This window comes from Pseudovibrio denitrificans JCM 12308 (assembly GCF_001310815.1).
GTDB classification, from domain to species: domain Bacteria; phylum Pseudomonadota; class Alphaproteobacteria; order Rhizobiales; family Stappiaceae; genus Pseudovibrio; species Pseudovibrio denitrificans.
The window spans coordinates 178,570-195,491 of record NZ_BAZK01000008.1 but is presented as its reverse complement, the minus strand read 5'-3'; the positions used below and the strand labels follow the sequence as shown (position 1 = coordinate 195,491).

General features: G+C 54.1%; 12 protein-coding genes and 3 pseudogenes. 8 read left to right on the top strand and 7 right to left on the bottom strand.

All coding sequences use genetic code 11. The features are described 5' to 3' along the window. Positions 1 to 51: 51 nt before the first annotated feature. The 3 genes and pseudogenes from JCM12308_RS12495 to JCM12308_RS12485 all read left to right on the top strand — a co-directional run bounded on the left by JCM12308_RS12495 (position 52) and on the right by JCM12308_RS12485 (position 4,321). Positions 52 to 2,449, top strand: a pseudogene (locus tag JCM12308_RS12495) (thiamine pyrophosphate-binding protein). A gap of 90 nt (positions 2,450 to 2,539) precedes the next feature. Beyond that, positions 2,540 to 3,691, top strand: a complete 1,152-nt coding sequence (locus tag JCM12308_RS12490) for a DSD1 family PLP-dependent enzyme (protein ID WP_244271890.1) — start codon at positions 2,540 to 2,542, stop codon at positions 3,689 to 3,691. Between the two features lie 192 nt (positions 3,692 to 3,883). Further along, positions 3,884 to 4,321, top strand: coding sequence for a glyoxalase superfamily protein (locus tag JCM12308_RS12485; RefSeq protein ID WP_054783936.1), 438 nt, complete (start codon positions 3,884 to 3,886; stop codon positions 4,319 to 4,321). 65 nt (positions 4,322 to 4,386) lie between these two features. Here the strand turns inward: JCM12308_RS12485 and JCM12308_RS29820 are convergent, their stop codons facing one another. From JCM12308_RS29820 to JCM12308_RS12455, 7 genes are all read right to left on the bottom strand, one after another. Beyond that, a complete protein-coding gene (locus tag JCM12308_RS29820) occupies positions 4,387 to 4,680 on the bottom strand; it encodes a hypothetical protein (RefSeq protein WP_208978519.1) in 294 nt (97 codons plus the stop codon). Beyond that, positions 4,662 to 6,413 carry an alpha-amylase family protein gene (locus tag JCM12308_RS12480; RefSeq protein ID WP_208978518.1) on the bottom strand — a complete coding sequence of 584 codons (1,752 nt, stop codon included), beginning with the start codon at positions 6,411 to 6,413 and terminating at the stop codon, positions 4,662 to 4,664. The genes JCM12308_RS29820 and JCM12308_RS12480 overlap by 19 nt, the downstream gene beginning before the upstream one ends. Continuing rightward, complete coding sequence (locus tag JCM12308_RS12475) at positions 6,413 to 7,522, bottom strand: ABC transporter ATP-binding protein (RefSeq protein ID WP_054783935.1); 1,110 nt, start codon at positions 7,520 to 7,522, stop codon at positions 6,413 to 6,415. The genes JCM12308_RS12480 and JCM12308_RS12475 overlap by 1 nt, the downstream gene beginning before the upstream one ends. Then, the gene (locus JCM12308_RS12470; protein ID WP_054783934.1) at positions 7,523 to 8,347 is read right to left on the bottom strand and encodes a carbohydrate ABC transporter permease; all 825 of its coding nucleotides are present in this window, start codon (positions 8,345 to 8,347) and stop codon (positions 7,523 to 7,525) included. Beyond that, complete coding sequence (locus JCM12308_RS12465; protein ID WP_054783933.1) at positions 8,344 to 9,270, bottom strand: carbohydrate ABC transporter permease; 927 nt, start codon at positions 9,268 to 9,270, stop codon at positions 8,344 to 8,346. The genes JCM12308_RS12470 and JCM12308_RS12465 overlap by 4 nt, the downstream gene beginning before the upstream one ends. Before the next feature lie 32 nt (positions 9,271 to 9,302). Further along, the gene (locus tag JCM12308_RS12460; protein WP_208609161.1) at positions 9,303 to 10,586 is read right to left on the bottom strand and encodes an ABC transporter substrate-binding protein; all 1,284 of its coding nucleotides are present in this window, start codon (positions 10,584 to 10,586) and stop codon (positions 9,303 to 9,305) included. A 193-nt stretch (positions 10,587 to 10,779) separates the two neighbouring features. After that, on the bottom strand, positions 10,780 to 11,805 hold the full coding sequence (locus JCM12308_RS12455; RefSeq protein ID WP_208609162.1) for a LacI family DNA-binding transcriptional regulator: 1,026 nt from the start codon (positions 11,803 to 11,805) through the stop codon (positions 10,780 to 10,782). A gap of 216 nt (positions 11,806 to 12,021) precedes the next feature. Here JCM12308_RS12455 and JCM12308_RS12450 point away from each other — a divergent pair, with 216 nt between their 5' ends. The 5 genes and pseudogenes from JCM12308_RS12450 (at position 12,022) to JCM12308_RS12430 (ending at position 16,915) form a co-directional block, all read left to right on the top strand. After that, the gene (locus JCM12308_RS12450) at positions 12,022 to 12,507 is read left to right on the top strand and encodes a hypothetical protein (protein ID WP_054783930.1); all 486 of its coding nucleotides are present in this window, start codon (positions 12,022 to 12,024) and stop codon (positions 12,505 to 12,507) included. A gap of 300 nt (positions 12,508 to 12,807) precedes the next feature. Next, positions 12,808 to 13,533 carry a FadR/GntR family transcriptional regulator gene (locus JCM12308_RS12445; protein ID WP_037037626.1) on the top strand — a complete coding sequence of 242 codons (726 nt, stop codon included), beginning with the start codon at positions 12,808 to 12,810 and terminating at the stop codon, positions 13,531 to 13,533. After that, positions 13,530 to 14,690: pseudogene (locus JCM12308_RS12440) on the top strand (PLP-dependent transferase). The gene JCM12308_RS12445 and the pseudogene JCM12308_RS12440 overlap by 4 nt, the downstream one beginning before the upstream one ends. A gap of 28 nt (positions 14,691 to 14,718) precedes the next feature. Then, positions 14,719 to 15,978 carry an ABC transporter substrate-binding protein gene (locus tag JCM12308_RS12435; RefSeq protein ID WP_054784075.1) on the top strand — a complete coding sequence of 420 codons (1,260 nt, stop codon included), beginning with the start codon at positions 14,719 to 14,721 and terminating at the stop codon, positions 15,976 to 15,978. Continuing rightward, positions 15,978 to 16,915 (top strand): annotated as a pseudogene (locus JCM12308_RS12430) (carbohydrate ABC transporter permease). Before JCM12308_RS12435 ends, JCM12308_RS12430 begins: the two are co-directional and overlap by 1 nt. Positions 16,916 to 16,922: the final 7 nt, after the last annotated feature.

Below are 16,922 nucleotides of genomic sequence, written 5' to 3'. Positions count from 1 at the left end.
TGATAGCCTCGCGGAATAATAATTATTCCAATGAAACCGACGGGGAGTTTAATGAGCGCAGCTTCACTGGAAACTTTGGGAACACTGGAAAGCCGTGTGCGATGGCTTGCCTCCTGGACCATTCACAATGCCAACCATCTGCGTGGGGCTGATGTTGGTGATGTGAAAGTTGGCGGCCATCAGGCTTCCTGCGCCTCCATCAGCACCATCATGACTGCGCTCTATTTTCATAGCCTGCGCCCACAGGATCGGGTGGCCGTGAAACCCCATGCCGGGCCAATCTTTCATGCAATCCAGTATCTGGCCGGGAACCAGAGCCTGGAGAAGCTGCAGAACTTCCGTGGATTTCATGGCGCACAGTCTTATCCATCACGCACCAAGGACGTTGATGACGTTGACTTCTCAACCGGCTCCGTTGGTCTTGGTGTCGCACAAACGCTGTTTTCCTCACTGGTGCAAGACTATGTGAAGGCCCATGGCGGTCTTAACAAAGCACCGGAAGGTCGCATGATCTCTTTGGTTGGCGATGCGGAGATGGATGAAGGCAACATCTACGAGGCATTGCTGGAAGGCTGGAAGCACGGGCTGCGCAACTGCTGGTGGATCGTGGATTATAATCGCCAGTCTCTGGATGCGGTGATCCGTGAGGGGCTTTGGGAGAAGTTCGAAAGCATCTTCCGCAACTTCGGTTGGGACGTGGTGACCCTCAAGTATGGCAGTCTGCAGGAAGAGGCTTTCAAAGAGCCGGGTGGCAACAAGCTGCGTGATTGGATCGATCTGTGCCCCAACCAGCTTTACTGCGCCCTCGCCTATCAGGGCGGAGCAGCATGGCGTAAACGTCTGCTGGATGATCTGGGAGATCAAGGTGAAGTCACTGAACTGATCGAACGCCGCAGTGATGAAGAGCTTTCAAAGCTCATGTGCAATCTGGGTGGTCATGACCTACCCTCCTTGATTGAAGCTTTTGAGGAGGCTGGTAAGCATGATCGGCCCGTTCTTTTCCTATGCTACACGGTCAAAGGCTTTGGTCTTCCTCTTGCTGGACACAAGGACAATCATGCAGGTTGATGACGTCCAAGCAGATAGAAGAGTACCGTAAGCTGGAAGGTATCCGCGAAGGACATGAGTGGGACAAGTGGGAGAGTGCTACCGATCCGCAGGACTTGGAAAAGTTTGTTGCTGAAGCGCCCTTCTTCTCCAAAGGCAGTCGCCGGTATTCTGCTAAGACTGTGCCAGTTCCCGCACATCTGCCTGCACCCAATGCTGCGGAGAAGATGCTCTCAACCAGATGGGGTTTGGTCAGATCCTGCATGAAATCTCCAAGCAGGATGATGAGCTGGCAAAGCATATTGTCACCACAGCACCGGATGTGACGGTCTCTACAAACCTTGGTCCATGGGTCAACCAACGTGGACTGTTTGCCAAGGAAGAGCTGGCCGATACGTTCAAAGCGGAACGGATCCCTTCAACGTTCAAATGGGCGTTCTCTCCGCAAGGACAGCACATTGAGCTGGGCATCGCTGAATCCAACCTGTTCCTGCTGCTTTCCGCATTGGGGCTGTCTCACAGCATTAACGGTCAGCGCCTGCTGCCGATTGGCACGGTCTACGATCCATTCATTTTGCGAGCTGCAGACCAGCTGAACTATGCCTGCTATCAGGATGCCCGCTTCATGCTGGTGGCGACGCCGTCCGGTGTGACGCTGGCGCCGGAAGGTGGTGCGCACCAATCCATCAGCACGCCGTTGATTGGGATGGCGCAGGATGGACTTGCTGCGTTTGAACCTGCCTTTGTGGATGAGTTGGCAACTATTATGCGCTTTGGGTTCGACTATATGCAGCGAGATGGTGAGGGTGATCCGGATGAGCGTACCTGGCTGCGGGATCAGACCGGAGGCTCCATCTATCTGCGTCTTTCCACTCGTCCGCTGGAACAACCTCTGCGCACTTTCACGCCGGAAGAAGAGCAGGATATTGTCGATGGCGCCTATTGGCTTCGCAAGCCGGGGCCGAATGCGGAGATCGTGATTGCATATACTGGTGCTGTTGCACCTGAAGCGATCAACGCCGTTGGCCTGATGGCAGAGGATCGCCGTGATGTGGGGCTGCTTGCCATCACCTCCGCTGACCGCCTCAATGCAGGCTGGACAGCTGCACAGCGTGCGAGAGATCGCGGTGCATTGCATGCGCGCAGTCATATTGAACGCCTGTTTGATGATGTGCCGGATAACTGCTCGCTGATCACTGTTCTGGATGGCCACCCAGCAACGCTTGCATGGTTGGGCGCCGTTAAAGGCAATAGTATCCGCACGCTTGGTGTGGAGCACTTTGGGCAGACAGGCACCATCGCTGACCTTTATGCGCATTACGGAATCGACACCCAGTCGATTTTACGTGCAGCTGAAACGATTTCGACAGGCGGCAAGATTCGCTACATCAAAGCAAGTTAGGCTTGCATGGCAGAAGCGATGTGTGGTGCATTGCTTCTGCTGTTTTGATCAGTGCGCTTAATGAACGCTGCCTGCTGCAAGGATTTCGCCGTGACCTCAGATTTCTCCCAGTACACGCTTGGCTATGACATCCCCGCTTTGCCTGGGATGAAAGTAGAGGAGGTGCAAACGCCCGCGCTGATCGTGGATCTGGATGCCTTCGACCATAACCTTTTGAAGATGCGGGATGAAATCGCCAAATACGGCGTCCGCCATCGAGCACACTGCAAGATGCACAAATCTGCTGAGATCGCGAAATTGCAGATGGAGCAAGGCCACGCTTGCGGCGTGTGCTGCCAGAAGGTGAGCGAGGCCGAAACGCTGGCAAGAGCAGGCATCACGGACATCATGGTGTCCAACGAGGTTTGCGATCCTTATAAAATTGACCGTCTGGCTCAACTGCCAAAACTGGGCGTGCGTATTCTTGTCTGCACGGATAACCTACCCAACATCGCGGCCCTTTCTGAGGCTGCCGTGAAGCAAGGTACGGAGTTGGAGGTTCTGGTGGAGCTGGACTGCGGCGGCAGCCGTTGCGGTGTGGCAGACAGCGCAGCGGTGCTGGAGTTGGCGACCGCGATCATTGCAGCACCGAACCTGCGTTTTGCAGGCATCCAGTCCTATCAGGGGGCGGCTCAACATGCCTATGAGTACGCGGATCGAAAGGCTCTAATGGATACGGCTATTACCATCACCAAGGATGCGGTTGATCTGCTGGAAAGCAAGGAGATCCATTGCGATATCGTTGGTGGTGGAGGCACTGGCTCTTATCCGTTTGAAGCGGCTTCAGGTGTGTTCAATGAGCTGCAATGTGGATCCTATTTGTTCATGGATGCAGACTATCGCCGCGTGAAAGACAAAGATGGTCAGTATCTGCCTGCCTTTGAACATGCGCTCTTTCTGCTGACCTCAATCATGTCCACCGACATTGATGGTCAGGCTGTGTGTGATGCTGGTCTGAAGGCGCACAGCATCGACACAGGCCCACCTGAGGTATTCGAGCGACCAGATCTGCAGAGCCTTGATTATTCAGATGAACACGGTGTTCTCAAAGATCCGCAGAACACTTTGAAAATCAACGACAAGATCAAGCTGGTACCGGGGCATTGTGACCCGACCTGTAACCTGCACGACTGGTATGTTGGTGTGCGCGGCGGTGTGGTGGAAACGCTCTGGCATGTAACTGCGCGCGGCAAGTTCTACTAGGCCCTCGTCTCAGTGTTTGACAGTTTCCGGCTTCCTCTGTAGGTTGCGCGGCAAGGGTTCAGGTCCCTGCCGCTCGCAGAGCAGTTGCTCATGGTGAAGCCTGAAACAAGAGAGACGACATCAGCCTAAACAAGCGGGTTGGTGGCAATGCGAGCCCCATCAAGTTGATCCCGCATAGTTTGAGGCTATGACATGAATGGATCTCTTCCTTCCCTTTCCGCGTTAAAAGCGCAGGCAAAGCAATTGCGTGCTGCGCTGGAAAAACGCGGCGAACCCATTTCGCACTCCCAGACACTGGAACTCATTGCCCACCAGCATGGTTATCGGGACTGGAACACCCTTTACGCTGCTGTTGGCAATCGTCCGCCCGTGCTGTACCTGCGCCCCGGAGATAGAGTTCAGGGCAAGTACCTTGGTCAGCGGTTTGATGCTGAAGTTCTTGGTGTGCAGGGCTCAGTCGCAGCTTGCAGGGTGCGGTTGACACTGCAGTTTGATGAGGCGGTGGATGTAGTGAGTTTTGATAGTTTCTCCTCCTTCCGTCACCGCGTGACTTGCACATTGAATGCAGATGGCATGACCAGCGAGAGGACCTCTGATGGCGAACCTCACATGGTGCTCAGTGGGCTTTAGCTTTTCACAAAAAAAGACCGGGAGACCTGCGGCCTCCCGGTTTGAAAGAGGATGCAATCATCCCGTCAGGCGTAACTCAATGGAACGACAGCATGTCCGTTGAGTTCGCCAATCAGGAGGCGCTGGATACCACCCACTGTGCTGAGCGTTACCTCGCCCGCATCCACACTCTCGGCACCTGTGATTGATCGGGGAAGCTTGAGATCCAGCGAGATGTCGCGCAGCCGGACTTTCTCCTGAATGACTTCAATGTTGGTGCTCTTGTTTTGGCCACGCAGCCGTGGAGTCGAGAACAAGGTATGCAGCAAATAGCGCTTGTTCTCCGGCTGGTGACGTAGGATCACCCTGAGACCGGGCATGGCTCATGGGTGGTGGTGACCATTGGCTCCTCCAGCAAAGAGCCAATGAGATTGCGCAGGGCCTCCAGTAAAACTACAGGCCCCTTCTGCATGTAGATTGAAAAGACCGAATGCGCGAGATAGGTGATCTGCCCTTTGCTGACGCCAACCGCATAGCCCGACTTTTCGCGTCTGTTCGGCGTATGCTGGTGCCCGCAGAAGTGTTTGATGGACCGGGCAAAGTACGGCTCATAGACATCTCCGAGAGACGTGCCATCTGTCACCCTGATCCGCTGAGACCCTTCATAGAGGCACACCGGTGTTTTCGGTGAATCTCCAAACTCCGGTGCCGATAAAAGAGCGTAGTCCACGTCAAACGGGCTGGTGCCGCAATACTCAGCGCCGATATCAAACAGGAACCCATCTTCGCCAAGGCCACTTTTGCCGGAAAGAAGTAACTTACCGCCATCTGCCAAATAGGCATCCAGCTTGGCCTTGAGATCAGTATCCACCTGCACCTCATCAGGCAGGATCAGGAGTTTGTAAGGGCTGAGGTCGCAGTTCCGATCCAGAACATCAAACTGCATCTGACATTCCAACAACAGACGCACAACGCCTTCGTCTCCCGGCACGTGTTTTGGCCAAGTGCGGATGGTGTAAGGATCATTGATGGCTTCAGCGGACAGGACTCCGATCTCGGCAAGGCCTTCGCTGCCAGAGTGATACGCCTCACGGTCCTCAATCAGCTTGAAAGCCTGCCCGATCCGCTCGTAAGTGGTCTGGTCAATAATGCCTGAGGGATGCAACTGATCGCCTACCGAGCTGCCTGCTCCGAAGGCCAGCATCATCGCGCTTTCCTGCTCCAGAGCATCGCCGGGTTTGTAGGTGCCAAACTCGCCCCAGAATGTGTGGAACTTGCCCGTCATGCCCAGATACTTGGCACCGATGGTTTCGGCATAGCGAGCGGAGACCGGAAAGTGCTCATAGCCCCAACCGCCCGTGGGCAGGCTCTCAATCTCCAGGTGACTGTCGAAACCAAGGATACGTCTGTCGCCACGGGTTACATGGCCGTGGTTGTGAAAGACTGGCAAGTCTGCATGAACACAACGTGCGGCAGCTGTGGTTCTGCGCAAAAACTCATCGCGCATATCTGCTGCATGGCGCACCAGGTGTTCGGTGTTCTGCCAATCCAGCCCTTTGGCCTTCAATGCATCCATGCTTTGTGAGCTGAGGCTCACATACTGGTGGCAGATGTCGAGGAAGATGCCATCGTTTTTTGGAAACAGCCGGGCCACCTCTTCAATCTGGGCACAAAGGTAATCCAGATAGCTGGTTCCGAAGTCCAGAATACCCCAGCTCGGTCCTTGAAGATGGTCAATCCCGCCGGTGGTGATCCATTTGCCGTGTTCGTCTACCACGCGCCATTCCGGATGCTCATGGCAGGCCAGCTCATCCCATGCGCAGCTCAGATAAATGGGTGTGGCAATGCCCCGGGCTTTGCAGGCATCTATCTGTCGGCGCAGCAGGTTGGTTTTCAGGTTCGGGTGTGGTTTGCCGACCTTGGTCGGATGGTAGGAATAGCCGTGATGACACTTGGCGAAGAGGGTGATGGATTGTACGCCCGCCTTCACCAAGGTATCGCCAAACTCGTCTTCATCAAAATGCAGCCCGATATCAGGGACTTGCGGGCCAGTATGAAAATCCAGATGCACCTGCCGCAGCAACAGCGGATCATTCAGCGTTCTTCTCGTCATTATGCAAATTCCTTGGTGAGCGCGATGGTTTGCTCGTGCTCGTCAAACAGATAAATGGCTTCGGGTTTTAAAGAGACAGTCCATGGTGTTCCGGGCTCATGAAAATGTTGCCCGTTCTCCAAAACGGAGATGTATTGCTTGTTGGGCAACACCATGTGCGAGAGCGTCTCACGGCCCAGTTGCTCAACAACGCTGATGGTGCCGCGCAGAGTGGAAACACCACTCTCACCTTCCACCACCTCATTGGGACGGATGCCCACACAGACCTTTCGACCACGCCCAACAGCGTCATGGCCGCGCCAACGGTTTGGAATCTCAAGCTCCACGCCCTCGCCCAGTTCCAGATGCAAGCTTTGCTCAGTAACGGTTGTGATGTGGCCATGCAGGAAGTTCATCTTGGGCGTGCCGATGAAGCCAGCGACGAACTTGTTACATGGGTTGTTGAAGAGCTCGATGGGCGTGCCCTCCTGCTCAATCACCCCGTCACGCATCACCACAATCTTGTCGGCCATGGTCAGTGCTTCCACTTGATCGTGGGTTACGTAGATCATTGTGGCCTTGAGCCTGTTATGCAGCTTCATCAGCTCCAATCGCATCTGCACGCGCAGTTCGGCGTCCAGATTAGAGAGTGGTTCGTCGAACAGGAACACATCCGGATCGCGAACAATCGCGCGGCCAATGGCAACACGCTGACGCTGCCCACCGGAAAGCTCCCCCGGTTTGCGTTTCAGCAGCTGCTCAATCTGCAAAGTCTGCGCAACGTCCTGTACTTTCTCACGGATCAATGCGGAAGGTTGCCGGGCCACGCGCAAACAGAAGCCGATGTTTTGCTCAACGCTCATATGCGGGTAGAGCGCGTAGGATTGGAACACCATAGCGATGCCGCGTTTGTCGGCCTCGACATCATTGATGACACGCTCACCAATCTGGATGGTGCCATCAATGATGTCTTCAAGGCCGGCAATCAGCCTCAGGAGAGTCGATTTTCCGCAGCCGCTTGGTCCCACAAGCACGACAAACTCACCGCTTTGCACAGCCAGATTGATGTCATGCAGCACGTCTACATCGCCAAAACTCTTACAGAGATTAGAAATAGTTAGTGTCGTCATTTATTTTCCCATTCCTGTAAGAGAACGAACAAAATGCTTTTGCATGGCCAGATACAGGGCAACGATGGGCAAGGCCGAAAGCAGCACCGCGGCCATGATTGCGCCCCAGTCGCTGGAGTACTGGCCCTGGAAGGATGTCAGCCCAAGGGGCAGTGTCTTCACCTCTTTGGAGGTGAGGATCAAAAGGGCGATGAGGAACTCGTTCCAGACAAATACCACCTGAAAGATCGCTGCGCTGAGCAGAGCTGGTTTTGAGAGCGGCAACACGATGAAAAACACCGTGCGCAGCTGCGAGCATCCATCCAGCTTGGCAGCCTCTTCAAGGTCTTTGGGAAACTCCAGAAAGAACGCGTAAAGCAGGATGACGGTGAACGGGATACCAAACGCGATGTAAGGCAGGATCAAACCCGCCAGCGTATTCAGCAACCCGAAGCCGTCCAGCAGTTGGAACATGGGCACCAGCACGGCATGAAGCGGCACGGCATAGGAGGCCACGATGAGCATATAGACCCACATGCGGCCCTTAAACGGAATGCGAGCCAGAGCATAAGCCGCCAGTGTGGAGATTGCGACGATACCCGTCACCGAGAACACGGAGGTGATCAGCGAGTTGAGGAAATAGGTTCCAATTCCAGACGAGAACACCCGCTCAAAATTGCCGAAGTAAAGCTCATTCGGTAGGCCCGATGGATTGGCGAAGATCTCGCCGCGTTTCTTAAAGGCAGTGAACACCATCCAACTGAGTGGTGTAAGAATGAACACGCAGTAGCCGCCGATGAAGACGTACATCATGAGCCGGAGTGTTTTGAAGGGCATTTTGATCATCTGTCCCTCCGGCTTGTGCGTAACTGAACAATGCCGAGCCCAAGAGCGATCACCAGCAGGACAACGGAGACAGCATTCGCATATCCCATGCGTCCAATGGTGAAGGCATTCTGGACGATGTAGGAGCCCATCACTTGCGTTGAGTTGCCAGGGCCGCCTGAGGTGAGAACATAAACAAGATCAAACACTTTGAAGGCACTGATGACGGTGATGAGAACACACACGATCAATACGTTGCGCAGCTCTGGCAATGTGACGTTGAAGAAGCTTAGGATCGGCCCCGCCCCGTCCAGCTTTGCGGCCTCATAAAGCTCCCGCGGGATGCCTTGCATGGCAGCGAGCAGGATAATCATCATAAAGCCGGTGTACTGCCAGAAGCCCACGAAGATGATGGCGTAAAGGGCGATATCCGGGTCGCCCAGCCAACCACGCATAGGAGTTGACCAACCCATGTTGAAGAACAGCTCTTCAATCATGCCCGTGTTGGGATCAAACACCAGTCGCCACAACAGACCAATGGCAATGGTGGAGATGACGATGGGCATGAAGATGATTGCGCTGATCACGCTCTTCCCGCGTTTGATGCCGCGATCCAGAATGGCTGCTAGCAAAAGGCCCACGCCAATCTGTAAAATGATGCCTGTGATGGCGATGATGATGTTGTTTTCAAACGCGATCCAGAACACATCGTCCTGCACGATCTCAAGGTAATGAGAGAAACCAACAAACTGTTTGGTGGGCGATGTGAGCCCGAATTTGTAAAGCGAGTAAACGAGTGTTTGGATAAACGGCACGAGGATGAACAGGGCGAACAGGCTGAGGGCCGGTAACACCATGATCCATCCGAAAATGGAACTCGTGCCGAAGATGGAGGATGGAGTGGCGCGGCGGGCCGCGCTCTCCTGTTCCAATAGTACTGTCATGCGCTAAGACTCTGCTGAAAGCGTTGAGGGGGTTAGCCCTGTTGCTCTTTTGCCTTTTGAGCGCGCGCACGGATTTCACCCATGGCTTGCTCCGGAGTCTTGGTTTCATTCAGCACTTCCTGAATGATGCTGAGGTAATGCTCAGAAACAGACTTCTCCAACCCTACATCCAGAATAAGCACCAGACCGGCATAACTGCCTGCATCCTTCGCGATCTTGCGGAAGATCGGTGTGCCGTCTTCTTCACCCATGTGAGAGGCATTGACTGGCAGGCGACCAAAGTCACGCGCGCGTTTGGCCTGTGTTTCGCCGGAGACGAGGAAGTTCACAAAGGTGGAAGCGGCGTCCATATTCTTAGTTCTGGCTGAGATCTGATAGCCTTCCAGCAGAGCAAAGTTATAGTCCTGATTGCCTTTGCCGTTTTCCGCTGCAGGGAAGCGGGCCAAATCATAACCGCCTTCAAGCCCCTCGCTATCAAACGTACCCGGACACCAGTTTCCGCAGTAAATCATGGCTGCCTGACCAGCAGCAAACAGGCTGCGGGAGGCATCAGCTGTGGTGGCGTTTGGTGCTTTGTTGAAGCAACCAGCCTGACTGAGATCTACGAGTGTTTGCAGTGCTTCCACATAACCGGGATCAGAGAACAACTCCTTAGCATTGCCGTCTAAGGCATAGTCTTTTGCGACCTGTGCCTCACCAACGATCTTCTGGTTCAGCGTGGAGATGTAGTGCACGCCTTTCCACTTTTCTGCGTTGCCCAGTGAAATAGGCGACATGCGCGGGTTGATGTCGCGGATGGCTTTACAGGAGGCTTTCAGCTCACCAAGCGTGGTAGGAACGCTGAGATTGTTATCTGCAAAGAAGCTGGTGTTGTAGAACATGTATTTGGTGATCAAGTGAGTTGGCACGCCGTGGATCTTGCCTCCAACCGTGAAGGCATCAAACATACCCGGTGCAATCTTCTCACCCCACATACCCGGATTTGCGCCAATCTCGGTTAGGTCCGCAGTCAGTCCGTTGCGCGCCAGAACAGCAGCATCTTCGCCGGACCAGTTGAAGAAGATATCCGGCCCAGCATCAGACGCTAGAGCCACTTGCAGGCCTGTCTTGTAAGCATCACTAGGAAACGTCTCGTAATTGATCTTGATGCCCGGATGCGCCTCCTCAAAGGTGGCGATCACCTCTTCCCAGTGTTTGTTGACCGCATCAGAGGAGCTGGTCAGATTCCAGAGCTTGAGTTCTGTCTCAGCACTGGCCAATGAAAATGATGTGCACGCAAAAAATGAAGCCGCTGCCGCGAGCCGAATGAGTTTCATAATATCCCCCCAGACTGGCAGGTTCTCCCCCATCGAGACCCTGCGTCATGCTGGAAGTTTTCCTTTAGTTGATACCGTTGTCAACTAATTTCAATAATTTCAACTTTGCTGCAAAGCGGCATATTTGCTCTGCACAGATCCTATGTCTTCTGAAACAAAAACACTTTCTTGCTCTGCGGCGCTTGTGAAAAAATCAGCGCAGACGCACCACGGAATCACGCAGGATCACATCGCAAGAGACGGTCATCTTGCGGGAGGACGATGAAATCCCGTTGTTGAGCCGTGTCAGCATCATCTCCACCAAACGCGACGCAATTACGTCATGCGGCTGTGCAATTGCGGTGATGCTTGGGGTGAGCAAGCGGAAGAAATACGGGTCATCGTAGCTGACCAGAGACAGGTCCTTTGCAACTTGCAGCCCCTGCTCCTTCATCGCTTCCAGCACTCCCATGGTCATCTCATAGTTGACGGAGAACAGCGCTGTCGGCGGTTTGTCCAATGCCATCAACTGCTGAAGTGCGAAGTAGCCATCTGAAAGGCGCCACGACCCTTCGCAGACGTATTCCTCCATGACCTTGAGGCCTGCTTCTTCCATAGCATCACAAAACCCCTGATAGCGACCACGGGAAGAGGATTGCAGATCACTGGCCTTGATGATCGCGATGCGCTCATGCCCCATCTCGATCATATGCTGCACGGCTCGCTTGGAAGCTTCACGGTTGTTCACCAGCACCCGGTCAATATCGATGCCGGTGGCTTCATCGTTGAACAGGACGATTGGCTTTTGCAGGGAGCGCAGTTGGTCCAGCGAGATAGTGTTGTTGAACGTGCCGCTCATGACCACCCCATCAAACTTGCGGGCGGTCATGATGGACATGAGATTGTCTAGTTCACCCGGTTCGTTCTTGAGGTGATAGGTGGTGACCTGATAGCCGTGGTCAAAAAACTGGGTGATGACGTTGGAGAGCACCTGCGTGTGGAACTCATCAAACCCATCCATCACCACGGCAACAGTCTTGGTGACATCGGTCTTCATGGCCTGCGCGAAGGTGTTGGTCTGGTAGCCCAATTCCTTGATCGCTTCGCGAATGCGCATCTCGTTGGTCTTGCGGACCTCACGCCCATTGATGAAACGGGACACCGTGCCAACGGCCACTCCGGCACGTTCGGCCACATCCACAATGGTGGCTGTCTGACGGTCGTCTTTCGTTTCGCTCATTCGGTCCTCTTGGGGTGCTGTTGCAAGCACCGGAGCTTGCATGAGTTTGCTATCCAGCACAACCACCCTGTGTATCAAGAGGCTTCAACCGCAAAATGACCGTCTACCCAAAACTCCTGCTTGAACACGTGGGTGTAATTAAACTATACTATGATACTCATATTTAAATTGCTGGCGGAGTGAGATGCCGCCAGAGGCACGGAAGAGGCGCTACCCATGGATGTTGGGGCAAATGATGTTTATCTGGAACGCCAACCAGAAAGACTGGTTCTGGAAGGCTATCGCCGTTGGTCCGCCGGCTTTGAAACAGGTTCCATCACGCCTTGGGAAATGGCTTGGGACTTGTACAACGAAGCGCTTGGACATCAAGATGCTGGGTTAGCTGTAGCGAGCTTATCCCAGTATGTCCGCACACTGAAACGGTGTGCCGCCTGCCCGCTTCGGTGCTACCCCTACGATTCTCATCATCTTTGTGTCGAAGAATGCCTGACGATGGGCCTGATCGCGGGGCTTCAGCACGATACGGACACAGCCAAGTTCTGCCTGCAACATATCACTTGCCCTCAGCGTTGTGAGGAAGTTGAACAAGCCGCCGCAGACTTTGCCGAAACCCTCAAGAACCTAGGCCAGGTCATGCTACCAGTGCCATCGCATGTACTGACGGATATTGTGAAAAAGGGCTCTGGTGGTATCGCTCATTAGTTCGACTGGCTGAGCTTTTCAAAAGCTGGACGATGATCAGAATCGTCTAAATACGATTTGCTATTGAATGAGGACGCTCTGTTTTAGATGCGTCCTTTTTTGCATCTTGTGTCCGCCTCGGGCTTCCATTTTCTTCATCCAACATACCCTTCTGATATTTCACAGTTTTCTCTCTAGGTACGCTGCGATAAATCAGGGGTTGTGCACAGCTGGGATTTACAAGCGGAAATTCCTGTTTCTAAAATTGGTCTGACGTCTGATGGCAGACAAAATGAAACGAACATCTGTGCGGAGCCCAACTTGCCAAGCCCATCCAATAATAAAATTCGGCCAATCAAGACCGAGGACAGAAGCGATGCGATCTTGCAATCGCTGACAGACTTCATCGTGGAGGAAGGCTTGCAGCCCGGTGACAGACTGCCCACGGAACGAGAGCTGATGAACGGCCTGAAGGTTGGCCGCTCGTCCATTCGTGAGGTGATCCGCCACTTGCAGGCATTGGGTATCGTCGAGATCCGCCGCGGGTCCGGGACATACCTGAAACGTCCACTTTCAGAGAAAACGGTTTATCTGCCGCTGTCCATTGCCACTAAACGGGATGGCCTGTTGCAGACACTGGAAGTGCGCCGGGCGTTGGAGGTGGAGGCCTCCATTCTGGCAGCACAGCGGGCAACACCTGATGAGATCGAAGAGATGCGCACCAAGCTGGAGCACATGGAAGCGGTCCATCACCTTAATGGCACTGCAGGCCCTGAGGACCTTGAGTTTCACCTCTCCATCTACCGTGCAGCAGGAAACCCGCTGTTTGAGCAGCTGTTGCAGCAGATGCGGGAGTCTTTTGAGAGCTTTTTTGAGATGCCGTTCGATCGCAAGGATTTTGCCGGACGGTCTTTTCCATTTCACCGACAATTATTTGACGCCATCGCCAGTGGAGACACGGAGAAGGCCCGCAAACATACCTTGGAAATTTTGAGTGTGGTTGAAGAAGATATTGTGCAGATGGCACAGGAAACGGACTTAGTATGATCGATCTGTGGGGGGAGGACACAGCAACAGTTGTCGCGCATGACGAAGCATCCTTCGCGGATGCGGTGGTGCCGCCGATTTTCCAGAACTCGCTTTTCACGTTCTCCTCCTATCAGGAGATGTGTGACACCTTTGCGGGCAAGATCAACCGTCCGGTTTACACCCGTGGCATCAACAACTGTGCGTGCGTTTGAGGAGAAAATCGCCAAGCTGGAGGGCTCTGAAGATGCTCTCGCACTATCCAGCGGAATGGCTGCTATTTCGTCTGCCATCTTGTCGGTGGTGAAACCCGGAGACCGGATCCTTTCCGTCAAACATGTTTATCCGGATACCTTCCGCTTCTTCGAGATTTTCCTGCGCAAGTTCGGTGTCAGTGTCGACTATATCGACGGCAGCAATCTGGCGACCGTTGAAGCCGCCCTGCCCGGCCACTCACTGTTTTATCTCGAAAGCCCGACCAGCTGGATCATGGAGGCCCACGATGTGAAGGCTCTGTGTGAGCGTGCCAAAGAGGCGGGTGTCACCACAATCATCGACAACAGCTGGGCCTCGCCAATCTTCCAAAACCCGATCAAACTGGGCTGCGATATCGTAGTGCATTCTGCTTCCAAGTACATCAGCGGCCATAGTGACGTAGTGCTGGTGTGATCGCCACGTCTGCAGAGCGTGTTGCGCAGATCCGTGGGGAAGTGACCCAGTATCTGGGCAGTAAGTTGTCGCCGTTTGAGGCATGGTTGCTGCTGCGTGGCCTGCGCACACTCCCACTACGCATGAAAGCCCATGAGCAGGCAGGTATGGAGATCGCCAAGAGACTGGCGGAACATCCTGCGGTTAAAACGGTTTTCCATCCGGCGTTTCAGAACAAGGCCCACCCGGGGCTGCGGGGAACCTCCGGTCTCTTTTCCATAGAGCTGGCAGAAAATGTCAGCGTCGAAGCGCTTTGTAACCACCTGAAAATTTTCAAAATCGGTGTGAGTTGGGGCGGGCATGAAAGCCTGATTTGCCCTGCACAGGCCTCTCTTATTCAGTCGGGAGGACCGAACTCAACCGCATTCTTTGGCGTGTCACCGCACGTCGTTCGCCTGAATGTCGGCCTTGAAGACCCTGAGGATCTCTGGGGGGACCTCCAAGAAGCGTTGGGAGCCGCATCAGAATAACATTGCTAGAGGAGAGGCAATTATGAGTTTGAAGAAGTTATTGGCCGCAAGTCTTGTGGCAACAGCTATTGCAGGTCCGGCAGTTGCTGAAACCAACCTACAGCTGGTGGAAGTGATCACAAGCCCGGAACGTACCAAGGTTTTGCAGGGTATTGTTTCTGAGTTTGAAGCAGAAAATCCGGGCACCAAAGTTGAAATCATCTCGTTGCCATGGGGGCAGGCATTCGAGAAGTTTGCGACCATGGTTTCTGCTGGCCAGACACCGGATGTGGTTGAAATGCCAGACACATGGGCTGCGCTTTACGCCAATAACGGCGCTCTTGAAAGCCTCGAGCCTTACCTCAAAAGCTGGGATGGCACAGACAAGCTGAACGCCCGCACCATTGAGATGGCCCGCAGCGGCACAGGCACCGCATACATGCTGCCTTACGGCTTCTATCTGCGTGCTATGTTCTACAACAAGAAGCTCTTCAAGGAAGCTGGTGTTGAGAAGCCACCTGTAACATTGGATGACTTCCGTGAGGCTGCTGAGAAAGTTTCTGCACTGCCAGGCAAATACGGCTTCTGTCTGCGCGGCGGCTCGGGTGGCCTCAATGGCTGGGCTGTGTTTGGTGCAACAACCGCTGGCACTGATCAGTTCTTCGATGAAGAAGGCAACAGCATCATGTCCACCGAGGCGTGGATCAAAGGTGCGCAGTTCATGGTCGATCTTTATCAGGATGGCCTTGCACCAAAAGACAGCCTGAACTGGGGCTTTAACGAAATCGTGGCGGGCTTCTACTCCGGCACCTGCGCCATGTTGGATCAGGATCCAGATGCTCTGATCGGTATTGCGCAGCGCATGGACCCGAACGACTTTGGCGTAACCACCATGCCAAAAGGGCCAAATGGCAAAGCTTATCCAACTATCGGATACGCAGGCTGGTCCATGTTCTCTGACAGTGAGCACAAAGACGCCTCTTGGAAGCTGATCGCGAAGCTGCAGAGCCGTGATGCGAACCTTGAGTGGTCCAAGCGTGTTGGCACTTTGCCAATCTACAAGGATGCTGAGAGCGACCCGCACTACAACACCCCGCAGTTTGCTGGTTGGTTTGAAGAGCTCTCTGATCCGGACGTACACCCACTGACCATGCCAACTCACCTCGAAGAGTTTGCATTCTTCAAAGACTCCATGTCCATCCGCACCAGTCAGGAAGCTCTGCTGGGCCGCAAATCTGCGGAAGAGCTGGGCAAAGAGTGGGGGGATTACCTCTCCGCAGCACAGAAAAAGTGGCTGGCCAAACAGTGATGACAGCTGCCACAGACCTTGGAGCACACCCTGCCAATCGGCAGGGTGTGACCTCCCGCAGATTCTTATCCCGACTTGAGCCCTACTTTTACGCCAGCCCGGCCATTGTGCTGTTGGTGACGGTGATGATGGTGCCGCTGGTGGTTGGCCTGACGTATACAGTCAGAGACATCCGCATTCTCAACCCGTTCAGCGGTGGCTATGTGGGCTTTGCGCATTTTGAAGCGGTCTGGCACGACCAGAACTTCCATAATGCGCTATTCAATACCTTCTGGTGGACAGTAACCTCGCTGTTCTTTCAATTCTTTCTGGGTTTGACGCTCGCTCTCTTGCTCAATCGCACTTTTCCCGGGCGACGCATCATCCAGTCTCTTGTGTTCCTGCCATGGGCCGTGCCTGCGTTTTTGTCAGGCCTCAATTGGGCGTGGATGTTTAATCCGGTCATTAGCCCCTGCCCCATTGGCTGTTTGCGCTTGGCATTCTGAGCGAGCCGACAAATATCCTGTCGGATCCTGATCTGGCCATGTGGGGACCGATCGTTGCCAACATCTGGTTCGGCATTCCGTTTTTCGCCATCACCTTGCTCGCAGCTCTTCAATCCATTCCGGGTGAGATTTATGAGGCCGCTTCCATTGATGGGGCGAGCCGCAGGCAGCAGTTTGTCAGCATTACGCTGCCGTTTCTTGCGCCGACCATCGCGATTACGCTGATGCTGCGCACCATCTGGATTGCCAACTTTGCTGATCTCATCATCGTCATGACCAATGGCGGCCCGGCAGATTCAACGCAGATAGTCTCCAGCTACATCTTCACGCAGGCCTTCCGTCGTCTGGACTTTGGCTATGCCTCGGCAATCGCGGCTGTGCTGCTTGTTCTGCTGCTGGCCTATGCGGTCTCCATCATCTTCATCAGACGCAGTCTGCTGCGCGAAACCTGAGGCTCTG